Below are 16,730 nucleotides of genomic sequence, written 5' to 3' on the forward strand. Positions count from 1 at the left end.
TGGAGAGAGACAATGGGCACTTTTTTCTACATGCTCCTGGCATTCCTGGTAGGCGTGCTTGTGGGCTGGTTCCTGTGGGGCCGCCTGCGCGGTGAGTTGGACAGCTTGCGTGGCGACGTCGACCGCACCCGTAGCGAGCGCGACAGACTGCGCGCCGACAGCGACCGGCTGACCGGTGAACTCGATGCATGCGGCAAGACTCGCGCCGACCTTGAGCGCCGGCTGCGCGACGCGCAGGCGACGCCCGCTGCCAGTGCCACGACAAACGCCGCCCCCTCGGCCCCGATGTCGCAACCTTCGACGGCCAAATCCGCGCCCACAAAGCCGGCGCCTGCCAAGCCGGTGGCCGCAAAGGCAGCCCCTGCAAAGGCGGTGGCTGCGAAATCGGCGGCGCCAAAGCCGGCAGCGTCGAAACCTGCGGTCAAGCCCGCGGCGAGCAAGCCGGCAGCCGCGACCTCGGCGGCCAAGAGTTCGACCGCACCAAAGGCAGCCCCGACCAGGAAAGCCGCACTGGCACCTGCCAAGCTGGCATCCGACAAGCCTGACAATCTGCGTCGGCTGATCGGCATTGGGCCGGTTAACGAGAAGCTGCTCAAGGCGCAAGGCGTCACCAGCTTCGCCCAGATCGCCGGCTGGACAGCCGCCGATATCAAGCGGATCGAGGACGTGATGAATTTCGACGGCCGCATCGCACGCGAGCGCTGGATCGAGCAAGCGAAGCTGCTCGCTGACGGCAACGAGAAGGAATTCGCCAAGCAGTTTCCAACTGCTGGAACCGCCAGCAACACCTGATTGTCAGGCAATAGCTGAAGATTGCAAACGGCGGCGCCAATCCTGCGCCGCCGTTTGCTTTTGGCCCCTGGGTTGGCCCGGAGCCGACCCGAAGGTCGGCTCAAAGGTCGGCCCAAGGGTCGGCCCAAGGTCGGCTTTGAGTGGCAGCGTGCCGTTCCCTCGATTGCGCGCGAGCGGCCCCCCATATAGAGCGATCGACGGCTTCATTGACCGCAGCATCCGGTGCCCATGTCCCTGCCCGCCGCAATTTTCCGCAACGATGAAAACGCGCGCCAGCTCGTTTTCGACCGGCCGGCCGATTTCATCGTGGCGCATGAGGCAAAGGATTTCCTGCCGGCGCTGGAAGCAGCGCAAGCCGCGCACGACGCCGGCAAATGGCTTGCCGGCTATTTCTCCTACGAGGCGGGTTATTTGCTCGAACCGAAGCTCGTTCCCTTGCTGCCGGACGGGCGCCGAACTCCGCTCGTGTGCCTTGGAGTTTTCGATGCGCCAGTCGAAGAGGCGGTGCCGCCGCGCAATACCGTGGCGACCAATGGCCCGATCTTCGATGCCCGCGCGACCTGGTCGCCCGAGGATTACGAGAAGCGGTTCTCACGGCTGCACCAGCACATCAGGCAGGGCGATTGCTACCAGGGCAATTTGACCTTTCCGGTGCATGCGCAGTGGTCAGGCGACCCGCTGGCCGCCTTCGATGCGCTGACCGACCGCCAGCCGGTAAAGTATGGTGCGCTCGTCGCGCTCGGTGAACCCATCGTGCTGTCGCGCTCGCCGGAACTCTTTTTCGAAATCGACGCCAGGGGCATGATCGAAACGCATCCGATGAAGGGCACGGCGCCGCGCGGCGCGACCAGGGCCGAGGACGAACGGCAGAAGATCTTCCTGCGCAACGACGAAAAGAACCAGGCCGAAAACCGCATGATCGTCGATCTCCTGCGCAACGATATCTCGCTGATCAGCGAGGTCGGCACGCTGGATGTGCCGGCGCTGTTCCGCATCGAAACCTATCCGACGGTCCACCAGATGGTGAGCGACGTCAGGGCCAAACTGCTGCCGGGCCTCTCCATCCGCCAGATCTTCGCGGCGCTGTTTCCTTGCGGCTCGATCACCGGCGCGCCAAAGATCCGCGCCATGGAAATCCTGCACGATCTGGAAGGTACGCCGCGCGATGTCTATTGCGGCGCCATCGGCTGGATCGCGCCCGGCGGCACGATGCGCTTTTCCGTGGCGATCCGTACCATCTCACTCTTTTCCGGTGGCGAGGCCGTCTACAATGTCGGTGGCGGCGTCGTCTTCGATTCGACGGCGCAGGAGGAGTATCAGGAGTGTCTGCTGAAAGCGCGCTTCGCGACGGGAACACCGCCAATCTCCAGCTGATCGAGACCATGCGCTGGGAACCCGGTTCGGGCTTCCTGCGCTTCGATCGCCATCTCGCCCGCCTCTATGGTTCGGCGGCGGAACTCGGCTTCCGCTATGATCCGGGCAAGGTCGGCGAGGCATTGAGCAGCGCGGTCAGCGGATCCCGCATTGCCATGCGCACCCGCCTCGTCCTGTCGCAAGACGGCGAGGTGACGGCCTCGGCACAGCGCTTTGAACCCCTCGCCGCCGACAAGGTCTGGCTGCTGCGGCTGGCGCGAACGAGGCTCGATTCGCACGATACGCTGCTGCGCCACAAGACCAACCGGCGGCAGCTCTACACGCATGCCCGCGCCGAATATCTTATCACCCAGGCGGACGAGGTGATCCTGGCTAACGAGCGCAGCGAAATCTGTGAAGGCACCATCACCAACGTCTTCGCCGATTTCGGCGACGGAGCATTGGCGACGCCCCGGCTCGACTGCGGCCTGCTGCCTGGCGTACTGCGCGCGGAGCTTCTGGACGAAGGCCGCGCCCATGAAGCGATCTACAGCTTGGACGATCTGAAGACCGCCAGGGCGCTGTTCGTCGGCAACTCGCTGCGCGGACTGATTCCGGCCAAACTTACCTGAGAGAAGCCCAAACAATGTTTGTCGTCTCGCTGAACTACAAGGTGCCGCTGACCGAAATCGACCGCTTGCAGGCGGCGCATGTGGAATGGCTGAACGCCTGCTATGCGGACGGCATCTTCGTTGCCTCCGGGCCGAAGAAGCCGAGGACCGGCGGCATCATCATCGCACGATGTCCGCGCGAGGTGGTCGACGCCAGGCTGGCCGCCGACCCTTTCGCCAAGGCAGGCGCGGCCGACTATGATGTCACCGAATTCCTGGCGAGGATAACCGCCGCCGGCCTCGATCATTTCAAGGAAGCATGAGCTTGGCCGAGGTGCTGCCCGCCCACACGCCTTATGATGGTTCATCGAAACTCTTCACCATCGGGCTGAAGCCGCTCGATCCGGCGGACTGGATCGAGGTCGACGATCATCTGCTGCCTTATCTCGCCGAGAAGCGCCGGCTCTACGCGGAACTCCCCGAGCGCGTTTTTGTCGAGGAGGACGGCACGCGGGACGCCCAGCAGGAAGTGCTCGAATTGCTCCGCGCGTATCTGCCCGGGAGATTTCCCGGTATCTATCACCCCACCGATACGGGCATCGAGGCTGCTGATGCCGCGAACCATCCCGCCATTCCTTCCGGTCTGGGCGATGCGCCGCTGGTCACGGCTTCGCTGCTGGTCCAGGAAGACCTGATCCTGATGCGCCGCAGCGACAGCGGCTGGCGGCTTGTCGCAGGCTCGCTGTGCTTTCCCTCTTCCTGGTCGCTTCTCGAAAAGTTCGGCAAGCCGCTGCAGGACATCCACGCCCCGGTGCCGGGTTTCGGCCCGGGCACGCGTCCGGCCGAGCTGATCAACCGCATGTTCGACGGTCTGCAGGGCCAAGCCGTCGAGCGCTACAACTGGTCGATCCAGTCGGGCGACGCGCTCTACCATCCGCTCTCCGACCTGCAGCGCATCGACCGCGCCACGAACCGGCCCTCGCGTTTTCCCGACGGCGACATCGACGCCCATGCCTTCATCCGTGTCGAGCGTCAGACATTGCGAAGACTGCCTGTTACACGCGATATCCTGTTCACCATCCGCATCCATCTCGACCCGCTCGCCGTCCTCGCCCGGCACCCGGATCGGGCGATGCTCGCGGTGTCTTTCGCCGCCCAGCTCGAAGCGCTCGATCTCGCCCAGCTCGACTACAAGGGCCTGACCGCAGACCGTGACCGGCTGATCTCAGTCCTTAACCACATGGCCAATGACGGCTAGCCGCTGGTTGGCGCTTTTCGCTGGTTTGTGACAATGATCTGTGATGTAGCGCATGGCCGCCGGGCAAAGATGCCCGGTTTTGTGTGCGTGTTCCCAGTTTCCTGGGCTTTGAAGGAGTGTTCGATAAAATGGCGACCGAAAACTGGCCCGTTTACGGTGAAATCACCGGCCCTGTCGTGATGATCGGCTTTGGTTCGATCGGCCGGGGAACGTTGCCGATGATCGAGCGCCATTTCCAGTTCGACAAATCGCGCATGACCGTCGTCGACCCGCGCGACACCGACCGCAAGCTGCTCGACGATCGCGGCATCGCCTTCGTCCAGGAAGCGGTAACCGAGAAGAACTACAAGAAGCTCTTGACGCCGCTTCTAACCAATGGCGGCGGTAAGGGCTTTTGCATCAACCTGTCGGTCGATACCGGCTCGGTGGACCTGATGCGGCTCTGCCGCAAGCTCGGAGTGCTCTACATCGACACCGTCGTCGAGCCATGGCTCGGTTTCTATTTCGATGCCGAGGCCGACAACGCTAGCCGCACCAACTATGCGCTACGCGAGGCGATGATCCAGGAAAAGCACGACAAGCCCGGCGGTGCGACGGCGATCTCCACCTGCGGCGCCAATCCCGGCATGGTCTCGTGGTTCGTCAAGCAGGCGCTGGTCAATCTCGCCACCGATCTTGGCCTCGAGTTTTCAGAGCCTGCGCAGGACGACCGCGAGGGCTGGGCCAAGCTGATGAAGAAGGCCGGCGTCAAGGGCATCCACATCGCCGAGCGCGACACCCAGCGCGCCAAGAAGCCAAAGCCGATGAATGTGTTCTGGAACACCTGGTCGGTCGAGGGCTTCATCTCCGAAGGCCTGCAGCCTGCGGAGCTCGGCTGGGGCACGCATGAGAAGTGGATGCCGAAGAACGCCAAGAAGCACAAGCATGGCTCCAAGGCCGCGATCTACCTGGAGCAGCCCGGCGCCAACACGCGCGTGCGCTCATGGTGCCCGACGCCCGGCGCGCAGTACGGTTTCCTGGTCACCCACAACGAGGCGATCTCGATCGCCGATTTCTTCACCGTACGCGGCAAGAAGGGCAAGGTGCACTACCGCCCGACCTGCCACTACGCCTACCATCCCTGCAATGACGCGGTGCTGTCGCTACACGAGATGTTCGGCGCCGCCGGCACGGCCCAGCCTGTGCACCACGTGCTCGACGAGAACGAACTGGTCGACGGCGTCGACGAGCTCGGCGTGCTGCTCTACGGCCACGACAAGAATGCCTACTGGTACGGCTCGCATCTTTCGCTCGCCGAGGCGCGCAAGTTGGCACCCTACCAGAACGCCACCGGCATGCAGGTCACCTCGGCGGTTCTCGCCGGCATGGTATGGGCATTGGAAAACCCGGAGGCCGGCATCGTCGAGGCCGACGAGATGGACTACAGGCGCTGCCTGGAAGTGCAGTCCCAGTATCTCGGGCCGGTCGAGGGCCACTACACCGACTGGACGCCGCTCGATAACCGCCCCGGCCTGTTCCCGGAAGACCTCGACCGGAACGACCCGTGGCAGTTCCGCAACATCCTCGTCCGATAGCGCCCTGCTCGGAATACTCCATTGCCTTGCAATCGCCCGGAAATCGGGCGATTGAAGGGATGCGGACGAGAGCGACGCGTGCCCGTTTGAAGGCACGATGTACGCTCTGGAAACTTGGATGCGCGCATCGTGCTTTCCGAAAATCGATTCCGATTTTTCGGCCGATGCGAGAGGAGAGGATTTTCACATGACTTTTGCGCGCAAAGTTCTTTCTATGAGTTTGGCGGGGGCCATTGTGGCGATGCTTGCTGCTTGTGCCACCAGTGGCCCCGACGGACCGCCGATGGCGGCGTCGCCGAAAGGCGTTGAAGGCTCCTGGATCGATGCCAAGGGCACCGGCCTGTCGACCTTCACCGGCGGCACCTTCACAACCGTCGCCACCGACACAGGCCAGAAGCTTGCCGATGGCAGCTACACGATGACCGGTGCCACTTCGGTACAGATCAACGGCACCTCGCTAATCCGCCAGACGCCAGTCAGCTTCAACTGTCTGATGGTTTCGACAAGCCAGCTCAACTGCACCAGCTCCAGCGGCCAGAATTTCGTGCTGACACGACGCGTCTGAACCTGCTGGCATTCGCTGACCACGGACGGCGGCCGATTGGCCGCCGTCCTTTTTACGCCGGCAAAGTTCCCGGATTTCCGCTTGCGTCATCCGGGACGCGATGGGAACATGGCCAAAGCGCCGACTGTTATGTTCCAGTCAAGCAAGAGCGTTAAAGGCGTCTGATCAGCTTTCCGGGAGACGAAGATGAAGAAGCTTGCTGCCGTTGCCGCCCTGTCCGCCTCAGCACTCGGCCTGTCGGCCGGCGCATCCTTTGCCGACTACACTTTGAACATCTTGCACATCAACGACTGGCACAGCCGCATCGAAGGCAACAACAAATACGAGTCGACCTGCTCGGCCGACGAAGAGACCAAGGGCGAGTGCATCGGCGGCGCGGGCCGGCTGATCACCGCGATCGCCCAGGAACGCAAGAAGCTGGATGGTCAGAACGTGCTGCTGCTCAGCGCCGGCGACAATTTCCAGGGCTCGCTTTTCTACACGACCTACAAGGGCAAGGTCGAAGGCGAGTTCCTCAACCAGATGAAGTTCGACGCCATGGCGCTCGGCAACCATGAATTCGACGACGGCGAAGCGGCCCTGGCGCCGTTCCTCGACATGATCGGATTTCCGGTGCTGGGTGCCAATGTGAAGGCCAATGCGCAATCCAAGCTCGGCGATCGCGTCAAGCCGTCGATCGTCGTCGAGGTCGGAGGCCAGAAGATCGGCATCATCGGCGCGATCACCAACGACACGCCGGAGCTCGCGTCCCCCGGTCCCAACGTCGCCATCGAGGACGACGTCAAGTCGATCACTGCCGAGGTCGAGAAGCTGAAGGGCGAAGGCGTCAACAAGATCATCGCCGTGACCCATATCGGCTACAAGCGCGAGCGCGATGTCATTGCAAAAATCCCGGGCATCGACGTCGTCGTCGGCGGCCACAGCCATTCGCTGCTGTCGAACACCGACCCCAAGGCTGAAGGCCCCTACCCGACGATGGTCGACAACCCGGACGGCTACAAGGTGCCGGTCGTGCAGGCGGCGTCTTATTCGAAATATCTCGGCGAGTTCAAGGTGGTGTTCGACGACAATGGCGTCGTCAAATCGGCCAGCGGCGACCCCATCTATCTCGACAAGTCGATCACGCCCGATCCGGCCGTGCTCGCCCGCATCAAGGAGCTAGGCGCGCCGATCGAGGCGCTGAAGAACAAGGAAGTGGCCGAGACGACCGACGTGATCGACGGCAGCCGCGAGAGCTGCCGCACGCGCGAGTGCGCGATGGGCAACCTCGTCTCCGACGCCATCCTGGATCGGGTCAAGGGACAGGGCGTCGAGATCGTCATCTCCAATGGCGGCGGCCTGCGCGCATCGATCGACAAGGGCACCGTGACCATGGGCGAGGTGCTGACCGTGCTGCCGTTCCAGAACACGCTGGCAACCTTCCAGATTTCCGGCAAGGACCTGGTGGCCGGTCTCGAGAACGGCCTCAGCCAGGTCGAGGACGGCGCCGGGCGCTTCCCGCAGGTCGCCGGCCTGAAATACACCTTCGACAGATCCGCCGCACCCAATGCCGGCCGCGTCAAATCGGTGGAGGTCATGGAAGGCGGCGCCTGGACGCCACTCAATCCGGACAAGGACTATCTGGTCGCCACCAACAATTATGTCCGCCAGGGCGGCGACGGCTACAAGGTCTTCGCTGACAAGGCGAAGAACGCCTACGATTACGGTCCAGGCCTCGAACAGGTGGTTGCCGACTATCTCGGCGCCCACCGGCCGTACACGCCGAAGCTCGACGGTCGCATCACCGAGATCGCGGCGACCGTCGCGGCGGCACCCGCGACCGAACCAGCCAAGCCTGCGGAAGCGGCCCCGGCAATGCCTGAACTTCCGGCCAACTCGGGTGATATCGCCAACACACCGCCAGCCGTATCGACAGAGACAGCGCCAGCCGCGCCTGCCGCACCGGCCGAGCCAGCAAAACCGGCTGAAGCAGCACCGGCTCCTGCCCCGGCGGCACCGGCCGAACCGGCAAAGCCCGCCGAGGCCGCACCGGCCGAAAACAGCCATGTCATCGTTGCCGGCGATACCTACTGGGATCTGGCGGTGAAGGCCTATGGCGACGGCACCAGGTGGAAAGTCATTTCGGGCGCCAACAAGGGCTACGAGCCGCGCCGTCTTCCGGTCGGCGCAACGCTGACCATCCCGCCGAAATAGCATCGCTTCGATGCCTGAAAGACACCGCCCGCCCGAGAAACCGGGCGGGCGTCCTGTTTTCAGGCTAAGGTGCGGCCAGACGCTGCATTGAAAGCGCCCACAAGATGGTTAGGTTCGCGTCTCCCGGAGAACCCCTATGACGCTATCCACCCCTGTCGATCGCAAGGCCGCGAAGGCACTTGGCCCGTTGCCCGCCGGACATCCGCCGGTCAAGGCTGGCAAGATCGGCATCATGCTGGTCAATCTTGGCACGCCTGATGGCACCGATTTCAAGTCGATGTGGCGCTATCTCCGAGAATTCCTGTCCGACCCGCGCGTCATCGAACTCAACAGGGCGATCTGGTATCCGATCCTCTATGGCCTGGTGCTCACCAGGCGGCCGAAAACGTCGGGCGCCAACTATGCCCGGATCTGGAACCGGGAGAAGAACGAGTCGCCGCTGCGCACCTACACCCGCGCCCAGGGCGAGAAGCTGGCCGAAGCGCTGCGCGACCTGCCCGATGTCGTCGTCGATTGGGCGATGCGCTATGGCAATCCTTCGACCGAAAGCGTTGCCCAGCGTCTGGTCGACCAAGGCTGCGACCGCATTCTTTCATTCCCGCTTTATCCGCAATATTCGGCGACGACCACGGCAACCGCCAACGATCAGCTGTTTCGCGCCTTGATGAAGATGCGCCGCGCACCGGCCATCCGCAGCGTACCGCCTTACTATGACGAACCGGTCTACATCGAAGCGCTGGCGCGCTCGATCGAACAGCATCTGGCGACGCTTGATTTCGAGCCGGAGGTGGTCATCACCTCCTATCATGGCATCCCGAAGCCCTATTTCGAGAAGGGTGATCCCTATTATTGCCATTGCCAAAAGACGACGCGATTGTTGCGTGAACGGCTCGGCTGGGATGACAAGAAACTGATCATCACCTTCCAGTCGCGCTTCGGCGCGCAGGAATGGCTGCAGCCCTATACCGACAAGACGGTAGAGAAACTCGGCAAGGACGGCGTGAAATCGATCGCCATCGTCAATCCCGGCTTTTCCGTCGACTGCATCGAGACGCTAGACGAGATCGGCCGCGAGGCGGCCGAGACCTTCCATCATGCCGGCGGCAAGAACTTCGCCCATATCCCGTGCCTCAACGACAGCGCCGAGGGCATGGCAGTGGTCGAGGCGATGGTGCGGCGCGAACTGTCCGGCTGGGTCTAAAGCAATTCCAGAAAAAGTGTGAAACGGCTTTCCGTCCGGAATTGCTTCAAACAAGAATTAGAGCGGCTCGCCGCTTCCGTGAAGCGGTGAGCCGCTCTGAACCGGAACAACACGAACTCCGGAGCGTTAAGGCGCGCCCTCCGGAGAGTTCGATGCCCCGCAAGCTCGACCTGAGAACCGGCCGGCCCGTCTGGTCCGCCTATCGCGCGCCTGCGGTGCCGACGGACAGCCTGATCCACGACGACAAGACAGATGTGCTGATCGTCGGCATGGGCATCAGCGGAGCCATGATGGCGGAGACCCTGACGGCGCAGGGCCATGCGGTGATCTGCATCGACCGGCGCGGTCCGCTGAAAGGCTCGACGTCCGCGACCACTGCGCTGGTGCAATTCGAGCTCGATCAGCCGCTTTCGACGCTTTCAAAGATAATCGGCAGTGCCTCGGCGAACCAAGTCTGGCGACGCTCGCGGCTCGCCATTTCCAATCTTGCTGCCCGCATCGCCGAACTCGGCATCAATTGTAGTCTGAGCCGCACGCCGTCGCTCTACCTGGCCGGCACCTTGCTCAGCCCATCGCAGCTGCGTGACGAGGCCGACGCGCGGCGGCAAGCCGGTATCGGCGCGGCCTATCTCACACCAGCGCCGCTGGCGGAGAAGTTCGGCATCGATCGCAACAGCGCCGTCCTCAGCCATGGCAATATAGCGCTCAACCCGCGCAAGCTGACGGCCGGGCTGCTGCTCAAGGCCCTAGAGCGCAGGCAGGTCTCTACGCCCCCGCCGAAGCGACGGCGATCGTCGACAAAGCCGACGCGGTAGTGGTCGCAACCAGGGACGGCCCGGCCGTCACCGCGCAACATGTCGTGCTTGCCACCGGCTACGAACTGGTCGATATCGTGCCGGCGACTGCCCACCAGATCCGCTCGACCTGGGCGATCGCGACACGACCGCAACCGCGAAAGATCTGGCGGCAGGCAGCCTTCATCTGGGAGGCGTCGGACCCCTACCTCTATATGCGCGCGACAGCCGACGGCCGGGTCATCTGCGGCGGCGAGGACGAGGATTTTGTCGACGAGGCGCGGCGCGACGAGCTGATCGGCGACAAGAGCGCACGCATTGCCGAAAAGCTTGGCCGGATATTTCCGCATCTCGACAACAGGCCTGAATTCGCCTGGACTGGTTCTTTCGGCACCACGACCACCGGCCTGCCCTATATCGGCGCCATTCCCAGCCACCCTCGTATCCATGCCGTGATGGGCTACAGCGGCAATGGCATTACCTTCTCGCAGATCGCTTCCGAGATTGTCTCGGCTTCGATCAACGGGCTGGACGACATGGATGCAAGGCTGTTTTCTTTCAACCGTAAGTCGCAATCCGACAAACAATGCATCATCACCTGATTGTAACGCATCTGAAATACACTTAAGCCTTTGGTGAAGTCGGCTGCGCGAGAATGGCTTGTGCGGCCTTCGTCTGGGGGAGAGCCAAATGGATTTCAGTGGTTTCGATATTGCGGTTGGTGCACTTGCCCTTCTGGTATTGGTGCTTCTGATCAAAGGCATAAGGACGATCCCGCAAGGCTACAATTATACGGTGGAGCGCTTTGGCCGCTACACCAAGACACTGAGCCCGGGCCTCAATTTCATTTTCCCGTTCGTCGACCGCATCGGCGCCAAGATGAACATGATGGAGCAGGTGCTTGACGTTCCAAGCCAGGAAATCATCACCCGCGATAACGCCATCGTCGGTGTCGATGGCATCGCCTTCTACCAGATCCTCAATGCGGCTCAGGCCGCCTACCAGGTTGCGGGTCTGCAGAACGCCATCCTCAACCTGACAATGACCAACATCCGCACCGTCATGGGTTCGATGGATCTGGACGAGCTTTTGTCGAATCGCGACGCCATCAACGAGCGGCTGCTGCGCGTCGTCGATGAAGCAGCGCATCCGTGGGGCATCAAGATCACGCGCGTCGAGATCAAGGACATCAACCCGCCGGCCAACCTCATCGAATCGATGGGCCGGCAGATGACGGCGGAACGCAACAAGCGCGCGCAGATCCTCGCAGCCGAAGGCCTCAAACAATCGCAGATCCTCGAAGCCGAAGGCCGCAAGGAAGCCGCCTTCCGCGACGCCGAGGCACGCGAGCGTTCGGCTGAGGCGGAAGCCCGCGCCACGCAGGTGGTATCGGAAGCAATTTCCAAGGGCGACGTACAGGCGCTGAATTACTTCGTTGCCCAGAAATACACCGAGGCATTGGGTAAGATCGGCACCGCCACCAACAGCAAGATCGTGCTGATGCCGTTCGAGGCGTCGTCGCTGATCGGCTCGCTCGGTGGCATTGGCGAGATTGCCAAGGAAGTCTTCCGCAGCGAAGGCACGACCGGCGCGCAAAGACAGGCCGCACGCCCGCCAGTCGTGCGCCCAAGCGACAACTGAGATCGTCGGAGCATGACCCCGAAAAGTGGAAATCGATTTTCGGAAAATGTCATGCTCAAACAAGAAGAAACACACCCATGATCGACCGCATCATTTTCGAACTTGGCCCGTGGAACTGGATGGTTCTCGGCTTCGCCCTGCTGGTGATGGAAATCATCGCGCCCGGTATCTTCATGCTGTGGATCGGCATCGCCGCCCTGATCATCGGCGCCGTGTCGCTACTGATCTGGGACACCGGTTTCTGGACCTGGCAGGTTCAGGTCCTCGCCTTCCTGGCGCTGTCGCTGGTCTCGGCCTATATCGGCAAGAAGCTGGTCGGCAGTCGCAATGACCCGACCGACCAGCCGCTGCTCAACCGCCGCGGCGCGCAAATGGTCGGCCGTATGGCGACACTTGCCGAACCGATCCGGGATGGACGTGGCCGCATCAAGCTGGGCGACACGCTGTGGCGTGTCTCCGGTCCGGATCTGCCGGCCGGCACGCAAGTGCGCGTGACGGGTGCGGCCGACACCGATCTGGAACTGACAGTGGAGCCCGTCTGAACGTTCAGGCCGCGCCGATCCGCAAGAGATCGTGCAGGTGGATGAGGCCGACTGGTCTCCGGCCCTCCACCACCATCAGGCTGGTGATGGCTGAATTGTTGATCGTCTGCAGCGCCGTTGCCACCAATGTATCCGGCGCCGCCGTCTTCGGTCCTTTCGTCATCACCTGATCCACCGTCATTGCCAGCAGATTGCTGCCTATATGACGGCGGATGTCGCCATCTGTGATGATGCCGACCAGCGCACCGTCGGCGTCGGTGATCGCCACGCAACCAAATCCTTTGCGCGACAGTTCCAGGATAGCGTCCTGCATGCCGGTGCCCGTGACCACCAGCGGCAGCCTGTCGCCGACATGCATGATCTCGCGGATCTGCGTCAGGTTGGCGCCGAGCTGGCCGCCTGGGTGAAAGGTACGGAAATGGTCCGGCGTGAAGCCGCGTGCTTCGAGGAGAGCAATCGCCAGCGCGTCACCCATTACGAGTTGCAGCAGTGTCGATGTCGTCGGTGCCAGGCCATGCGGGCAGGCCTCTGGCGCGCGCGGCAAAAGCAGCACCACATCCGCCGCCCGCGCCAGCGCTGATGTCTCTCCGGCGGTTATGGCGATAAGCGGAATGGAAAAGCGCCTGGAATAGGCGACGATGCCCATCAATTCCTTGCTCTCGCCCGACCACGACATGGCGATGATGGCGTCGTCCCTGGCGATCATGCCGAGATCGCCGTGATTGGCTTCGGCGGGATGGACAAAGAAAGCCGGCGTGCCGGTCGAGGCCAGCGTCGCCGCGATCTTCGAACCGATATGGCCGCTTTTGCCGACGCCAGTGACGATGAGACGGCCTTCAATCCCGGAGATCATGTCGACGGCTTGGCAGAAAGGCCCGGCCAATCCGCTCTCGAGGGCCTCGGCAAGGGCTGCGACACCAGCTTGTTCTGTCGCCACCGTCCTCAGCGCCGAAGCGATCGACGCTTGCCTGTCCAAAGGCTTGTTGTCAGGAGATCCCGCATGCATGGCTGATGCGATTAGCGCTTTGCCGGAGCGCTGTCCAACGGAAATGGCCGCAGGCATGTCGTCCGAATGTTTGCGGCGGTTTGCGATAGCGACAGGCATGGAGACAAAAGGCTTACACGGGCCGTATAAACCCCTTGGGAAATCAGCGCTTCAGGCGGCCGGCGGCCCGCCTCCTCAACCCTCCGTTAACCATCCCCATTTACGGTTCGGTAAGTATGGCGCGCGTGCGCCGCGCAAGCAGTGGTGGCGATGTCCAGGGTCCAGCCGGAAAAATCGACAGGACGAAAGGGCAAGGCGGCCTGCGCGTTGCTGCTGGCGACCAGCATGTTTGCCCTGCTGCGCCCAACGGCGCTCCATGCCCAGGAAACGGAACTGCGCGGCGAGGTTTCGGAATCGGCGATCCTGTCCGACCAGCAGCGCAAGGCGAGGCAGCTAGCCCAAGCAGCGCAGGGTCAGGCGCCGACCAACGCCGCGCAGGACGACGCGTCGGCCCGCACCTATCTGCCGGCCAGCGCCGGCGCTGTGCCTGACGACACCGATGCCGCCGATGCAACCGCGGACGGCAGTATTTTCGGTCCGCCGGAGGCCACCGGCGACACCCCTGCCGGCATTCAAGCGCCGCCGAAGCCTCGCCGTCGCTCGTCGACCGCCGGGCAGAATGCGGCTGACCAGACCAAGGACAAGGCTGCGGACAAGTCTAGAAAGAAAAAAAAGTCGACGGCAACAGCCACCGACATCACTGCTTCCACGACCGCCTCCACGACGGACGCCAGCGACAGCGCTGACACCCCCGATGAGGAGACGGCCAACCGTCGCGCCCTCACCATCGACAGCGCCGACAAGCAGAAGCTCGACCCAGGCGCAAAACGCACGGATGCCATCGAAGGCCAGAAAAAGAAGCCGGAGGATGACCCGTTCGCCGCCACCGGCGTCAAATGGGGCTCCTTCGTCATCCGGCCGACGATCGAACAGGGCCTGACCGCCACGTCGAACGGCGATTCGAGCAATGCCGGCAAGTCGGCACTGCTGTCCGAGACGGCGCTGCGCTTTTCCGCCGCCTCCGACTGGCGCGAGAACTCCGCCACGATCGACGGCTATGGCCTGTTCCGCGAGACCGTCTCGGGTTACCCCGTTCACAACGAGCAAGGGCGCATCGAAGGCCAGCTCAATGTCGACCTCGATAATGAACTGCGCGCCATTGCCAAGCTCGGCTACGAGGCCGTACCGGAATCGGCATCCTCGCCTGACGCCATCGCGGGCGTCAGCAAGCAGCCGCTGCGGCAGACCGTCAACGGCAGCCTCGCCGTCGAAAAACACATCGGCAAGATGCAGTACACATTGACCGGTGCGGTCTCGCACGACTTCTACGGCGACGCCAAGCTTTCGAACGGCACCTCGCTGTCCCAGAAGGATCGAGACTCCACGCTCTACACCGCGACCTTGCGCACCGGCTACGAGATCTCCCCCGCCCTCACCCCTTTCACCGAAATCGAGGTCGGCCGTCGGGCCTATGATCAACGCATCGACAATGAAGGCTTCGAGCGCTCGTCGACGCGGCTAGGCGCCCGCGCCGGCCTTGCGCTCGACATGGGTGAGAAATTGTCGGGTGAATTCTCGGCCGGCTGGCTCAGGGAAGCGATCGATGACAAAGACCTGGATGCGATTTCGGGTGCCACCGTCAACGCCGACCTCAAATGGTCGCCCGAACGCGGCACCACGATCGGCCTGACCGGGCGGACCACCGTCGAGCCCACGACCACAGCCAATGAAAGTGGCGATATCCTTTATTCCGGCCGCCTGACCGCCGAACGCCAGATTCGCGCCAACCTCACCGGAAATGCGGCTTTGGGCCTGGACTGGCGTGACTATGTCGGCATCGACGGCCACGACAGGATCTGGAGCGCCGAGGCGGGCCTGACCTGGTGGCTGAACCGCTATGCCGGCCTAACGACAAGGGTGAGGACCGAACAGCTGACCAGCAATTTACCGGGCCGCGACTACACCGCCAACAGCATCTTCCTCGGTGTAAAAGTGCAGAGATAGGAAAGCCAGCCAGGCGCAGTCTGGCAAGCGACAAGTCCCCAGCTTGACTGCCTCAAGCGACGCCGAGCCGCTCCGATGGTCTTATCTCATCGAGAAGCGTGCGGATCACGCCGGCCATGTTCCCGTTCATGTCGCTGCGCCACAATGCGAAGGCGACATTGGCCTCGACAAAACCTTCCGGCGACCCGCAATCGAACGTGCGGCCCTGATAATGGTAGCCATAAAAGGCTTGCTGCTTTTCCAACTTCAGCATCGCGTCGGTGAGTTGGATCTCGTTGCCGGCGCCCTTTTCCTGGCCTTCGAGGATATTGAAGATCTCGGGCTGCAGGATGTAGCGGCCGTTGATGTAGAGATTGGACGGCGCGGTGCCGGTCTTCGGCTTTTCTACCATCTCGGTGATGCGGAAGCCGTGATGCGTGTCCTCGCCCCGGCCGACGATGCCGTATTTGTGGGCTTCGGCGGGATCGCATTCCTGCACGGCGATGATGTTGTTGCCGGTTTCCTCGTAGAGCTCGACCATTGCCTTCATGCAGCTCTTCTCCGACTGCATGATCATGTCGGGCAACAAAAGCGCGAACGGCTCGTCGCCGACGAGCTCGCGGGCGCACCAGACGGCGTGGCCGAGCCCCATCGGCACCTGCTGGCGGGTGAAGCTGGTCTGCCCCGGCGCCGGTTGCAGCCGTTGCAGGCGGGCGAGCTGGTCGTCCTTGCCGCGCTGGGCCAGCGTGTCATAGAGCTCGAACTGAATGTCGAAATGGTCCTCGATGACGGCCTTGTTGCGGCCGGTGACGAAGATGAAATGCTCGATGCCTGCCTCGCGCGCTTCATCCACCACATATTGGATGACTGGTCGGTCGACGACGGTCAGCATTTCCTTGGGAACGGCCTTGGTGGCCGGGAGAAACCGCGTGCCGAGACCGGCGACCGGGAACACTGCCTTGCGAACTCTCTTCATGCAGTCAATTATCCGCTTGATGGCTAGCTCCGCAATCCCCGCTGCAAGACATTTTCACGCCGGAATTGAGGATTACTGGGCGACAGGGCTGGAGCGATCGTCGGAAAGCTTCGAGACGTCTTTTCGTTCCCGGCGGCGCCTATGGTAAACTAATTCCTAACCTGGTTCGGCGATGAATGGTCTTTCCTGAGACAGAGAAGGA

General features: G+C 62.7%; 14 protein-coding genes and 1 pseudogene. 13 read left to right on the top strand and 2 right to left on the bottom strand.

What is annotated here, in order from left to right:
• The first annotated feature begins 12 nt into the window (after positions 1-12).
• The 12 genes and pseudogenes from NKI20_RS06315 (at position 13) to NKI20_RS06370 (ending at position 12,524) form a co-directional block, all read left to right on the top strand.
• Entirely contained in the window at positions 13-792 is a 780-nt protein-coding gene (locus NKI20_RS06315) for a helix-hairpin-helix domain-containing protein (protein WP_352829172.1), read from the top strand.
• Positions 793-1,020: 228 nt separating this feature from the next.
• On the top strand, positions 1,021-2,166 hold the full coding sequence (locus tag NKI20_RS06320) for an aminodeoxychorismate synthase component I (RefSeq protein WP_352829173.1): 1,146 nt from the start codon (positions 1,021-1,023) through the stop codon (positions 2,164-2,166).
• Positions 2,115-2,777, top strand: a complete 663-nt coding sequence (locus NKI20_RS06325) for an aminotransferase class IV family protein (RefSeq protein WP_352829175.1) — start codon at positions 2,115-2,117, stop codon at positions 2,775-2,777. The genes NKI20_RS06320 and NKI20_RS06325 overlap by 52 nt, the downstream gene beginning before the upstream one ends.
• Before the next feature lie 14 nt (positions 2,778-2,791).
• The gene (locus NKI20_RS06330) at positions 2,792-3,079 is read left to right on the top strand and encodes a YciI family protein (protein ID WP_352829177.1); all 288 of its coding nucleotides are present in this window, start codon (positions 2,792-2,794) and stop codon (positions 3,077-3,079) included.
• Entirely contained in the window at positions 3,076-4,014 is a 939-nt protein-coding gene (locus tag NKI20_RS06335) for a heme-dependent oxidative N-demethylase family protein (protein ID WP_352829178.1), read from the top strand. The genes NKI20_RS06330 and NKI20_RS06335 overlap by 4 nt, the downstream gene beginning before the upstream one ends.
• 128 nt (positions 4,015-4,142) lie before the next feature.
• Positions 4,143-5,588 (top strand): homospermidine synthase, encoded by a 1,446-nt coding sequence (locus tag NKI20_RS06340; protein ID WP_352725295.1) that lies wholly within the window; start codon positions 4,143-4,145, stop codon positions 5,586-5,588.
• Between the two features lie 187 nt (positions 5,589-5,775).
• Entirely contained in the window at positions 5,776-6,153 is a 378-nt protein-coding gene (omp10, locus tag NKI20_RS06345) for an outer membrane lipoprotein Omp10 (protein WP_023759745.1), read from the top strand.
• 186 nt (positions 6,154-6,339) lie between these two features.
• Entirely contained in the window at positions 6,340-8,346 is a 2,007-nt protein-coding gene (locus NKI20_RS06350; protein ID WP_352829180.1) for a 5'-nucleotidase C-terminal domain-containing protein, read from the top strand.
• Positions 8,347-8,482: 136 nt separating this feature from the next.
• A complete protein-coding gene (gene hemH, locus NKI20_RS06355) occupies positions 8,483-9,547 on the top strand; it encodes a ferrochelatase (RefSeq protein ID WP_352829182.1) in 1,065 nt (354 codons plus the stop codon).
• A gap of 152 nt (positions 9,548-9,699) precedes the next feature.
• Positions 9,700-10,943: pseudogene (locus tag NKI20_RS06360) on the top strand (NAD(P)/FAD-dependent oxidoreductase).
• Positions 10,944-11,031: 88 nt separating this feature from the next.
• Entirely contained in the window at positions 11,032-11,982 is a 951-nt protein-coding gene (locus NKI20_RS06365; protein ID WP_023759741.1) for an SPFH domain-containing protein, read from the top strand.
• Between the two features lie 77 nt (positions 11,983-12,059).
• Positions 12,060-12,524, top strand: coding sequence for an NfeD family protein (locus NKI20_RS06370; RefSeq protein WP_352725289.1), 465 nt, complete (start codon positions 12,060-12,062; stop codon positions 12,522-12,524).
• 4 nt (positions 12,525-12,528) lie between these two features.
• Here NKI20_RS06370 and NKI20_RS06375 read toward each other — a convergent pair whose 3' ends face one another.
• Positions 12,529-13,530 carry a KpsF/GutQ family sugar-phosphate isomerase gene (locus tag NKI20_RS06375; RefSeq protein WP_352725487.1) on the bottom strand — a complete coding sequence of 334 codons (1,002 nt, stop codon included), beginning with the start codon at positions 13,528-13,530 and terminating at the stop codon, positions 12,529-12,531.
• Between the two features lie 249 nt (positions 13,531-13,779).
• Between NKI20_RS06375 and NKI20_RS06380 the strand changes: the two genes are divergently transcribed.
• Positions 13,780-15,573 (top strand): outer membrane beta-barrel protein, encoded by a 1,794-nt coding sequence (locus tag NKI20_RS06380; protein ID WP_352829185.1) that lies wholly within the window; start codon positions 13,780-13,782, stop codon positions 15,571-15,573.
• A 52-nt stretch (positions 15,574-15,625) separates the two neighbouring features.
• Here NKI20_RS06380 and galU read toward each other — a convergent pair whose 3' ends face one another.
• Positions 15,626-16,528, bottom strand: coding sequence for a UTP--glucose-1-phosphate uridylyltransferase GalU (gene galU, locus NKI20_RS06385; protein ID WP_023759737.1), 903 nt, complete (start codon positions 16,526-16,528; stop codon positions 15,626-15,628).
• Between the last annotated feature and the right edge of the window lie 202 nt (positions 16,529-16,730).

It is taken from the genome of Mesorhizobium sp. M0830 (assembly GCF_040319965.1).
GTDB lineage: Bacteria > Pseudomonadota > Alphaproteobacteria > Rhizobiales > Rhizobiaceae > Mesorhizobium.

What these genes read in the sequence shown, in the direction of transcription:
- NKI20_RS06330 (WP_352829177.1), top strand. Translation starts at nt 2,792, where the DNA reads ATGTTTGTCGTCTCGCTGAACTACAAGGTGCCGCTGACCGAAATCGAC.
- NKI20_RS06375 (WP_352725487.1), bottom strand. Translation starts at nt 13,530, where the DNA reads ATGCATGCGGGATCTCCTGACAACAAGCCTTTGGACAGGCAAGCGTCG.
- NKI20_RS06320 (WP_352829173.1), top strand. Translation starts at nt 1,021, where the DNA reads ATGTCCCTGCCCGCCGCAATTTTCCGCAACGATGAAAACGCGCGCCAG.
- NKI20_RS06315 (WP_352829172.1), top strand. Translation starts at nt 13, where the DNA reads ATGGGCACTTTTTTCTACATGCTCCTGGCATTCCTGGTAGGCGTGCTT.
- galU (WP_023759737.1), bottom strand. Translation starts at nt 16,528, where the DNA reads ATGAAGAGAGTTCGCAAGGCAGTGTTCCCGGTCGCCGGTCTCGGCACG.
- omp10 (WP_023759745.1), top strand. Translation starts at nt 5,776, where the DNA reads ATGACTTTTGCGCGCAAAGTTCTTTCTATGAGTTTGGCGGGGGCCATT.
- NKI20_RS06350 (WP_352829180.1), top strand. Translation starts at nt 6,340, where the DNA reads ATGAAGAAGCTTGCTGCCGTTGCCGCCCTGTCCGCCTCAGCACTCGGC.
- NKI20_RS06340 (WP_352725295.1), top strand. Translation starts at nt 4,143, where the DNA reads ATGGCGACCGAAAACTGGCCCGTTTACGGTGAAATCACCGGCCCTGTC.
- NKI20_RS06370 (WP_352725289.1), top strand. Translation starts at nt 12,060, where the DNA reads ATGATCGACCGCATCATTTTCGAACTTGGCCCGTGGAACTGGATGGTT.
- NKI20_RS06335 (WP_352829178.1), top strand. Translation starts at nt 3,076, where the DNA reads ATGAGCTTGGCCGAGGTGCTGCCCGCCCACACGCCTTATGATGGTTCA.
- NKI20_RS06380 (WP_352829185.1), top strand. Translation starts at nt 13,780, where the DNA reads ATGTCCAGGGTCCAGCCGGAAAAATCGACAGGACGAAAGGGCAAGGCG.
- hemH (WP_352829182.1), top strand. Translation starts at nt 8,483, where the DNA reads ATGACGCTATCCACCCCTGTCGATCGCAAGGCCGCGAAGGCACTTGGC.
- NKI20_RS06365 (WP_023759741.1), top strand. Translation starts at nt 11,032, where the DNA reads ATGGATTTCAGTGGTTTCGATATTGCGGTTGGTGCACTTGCCCTTCTG.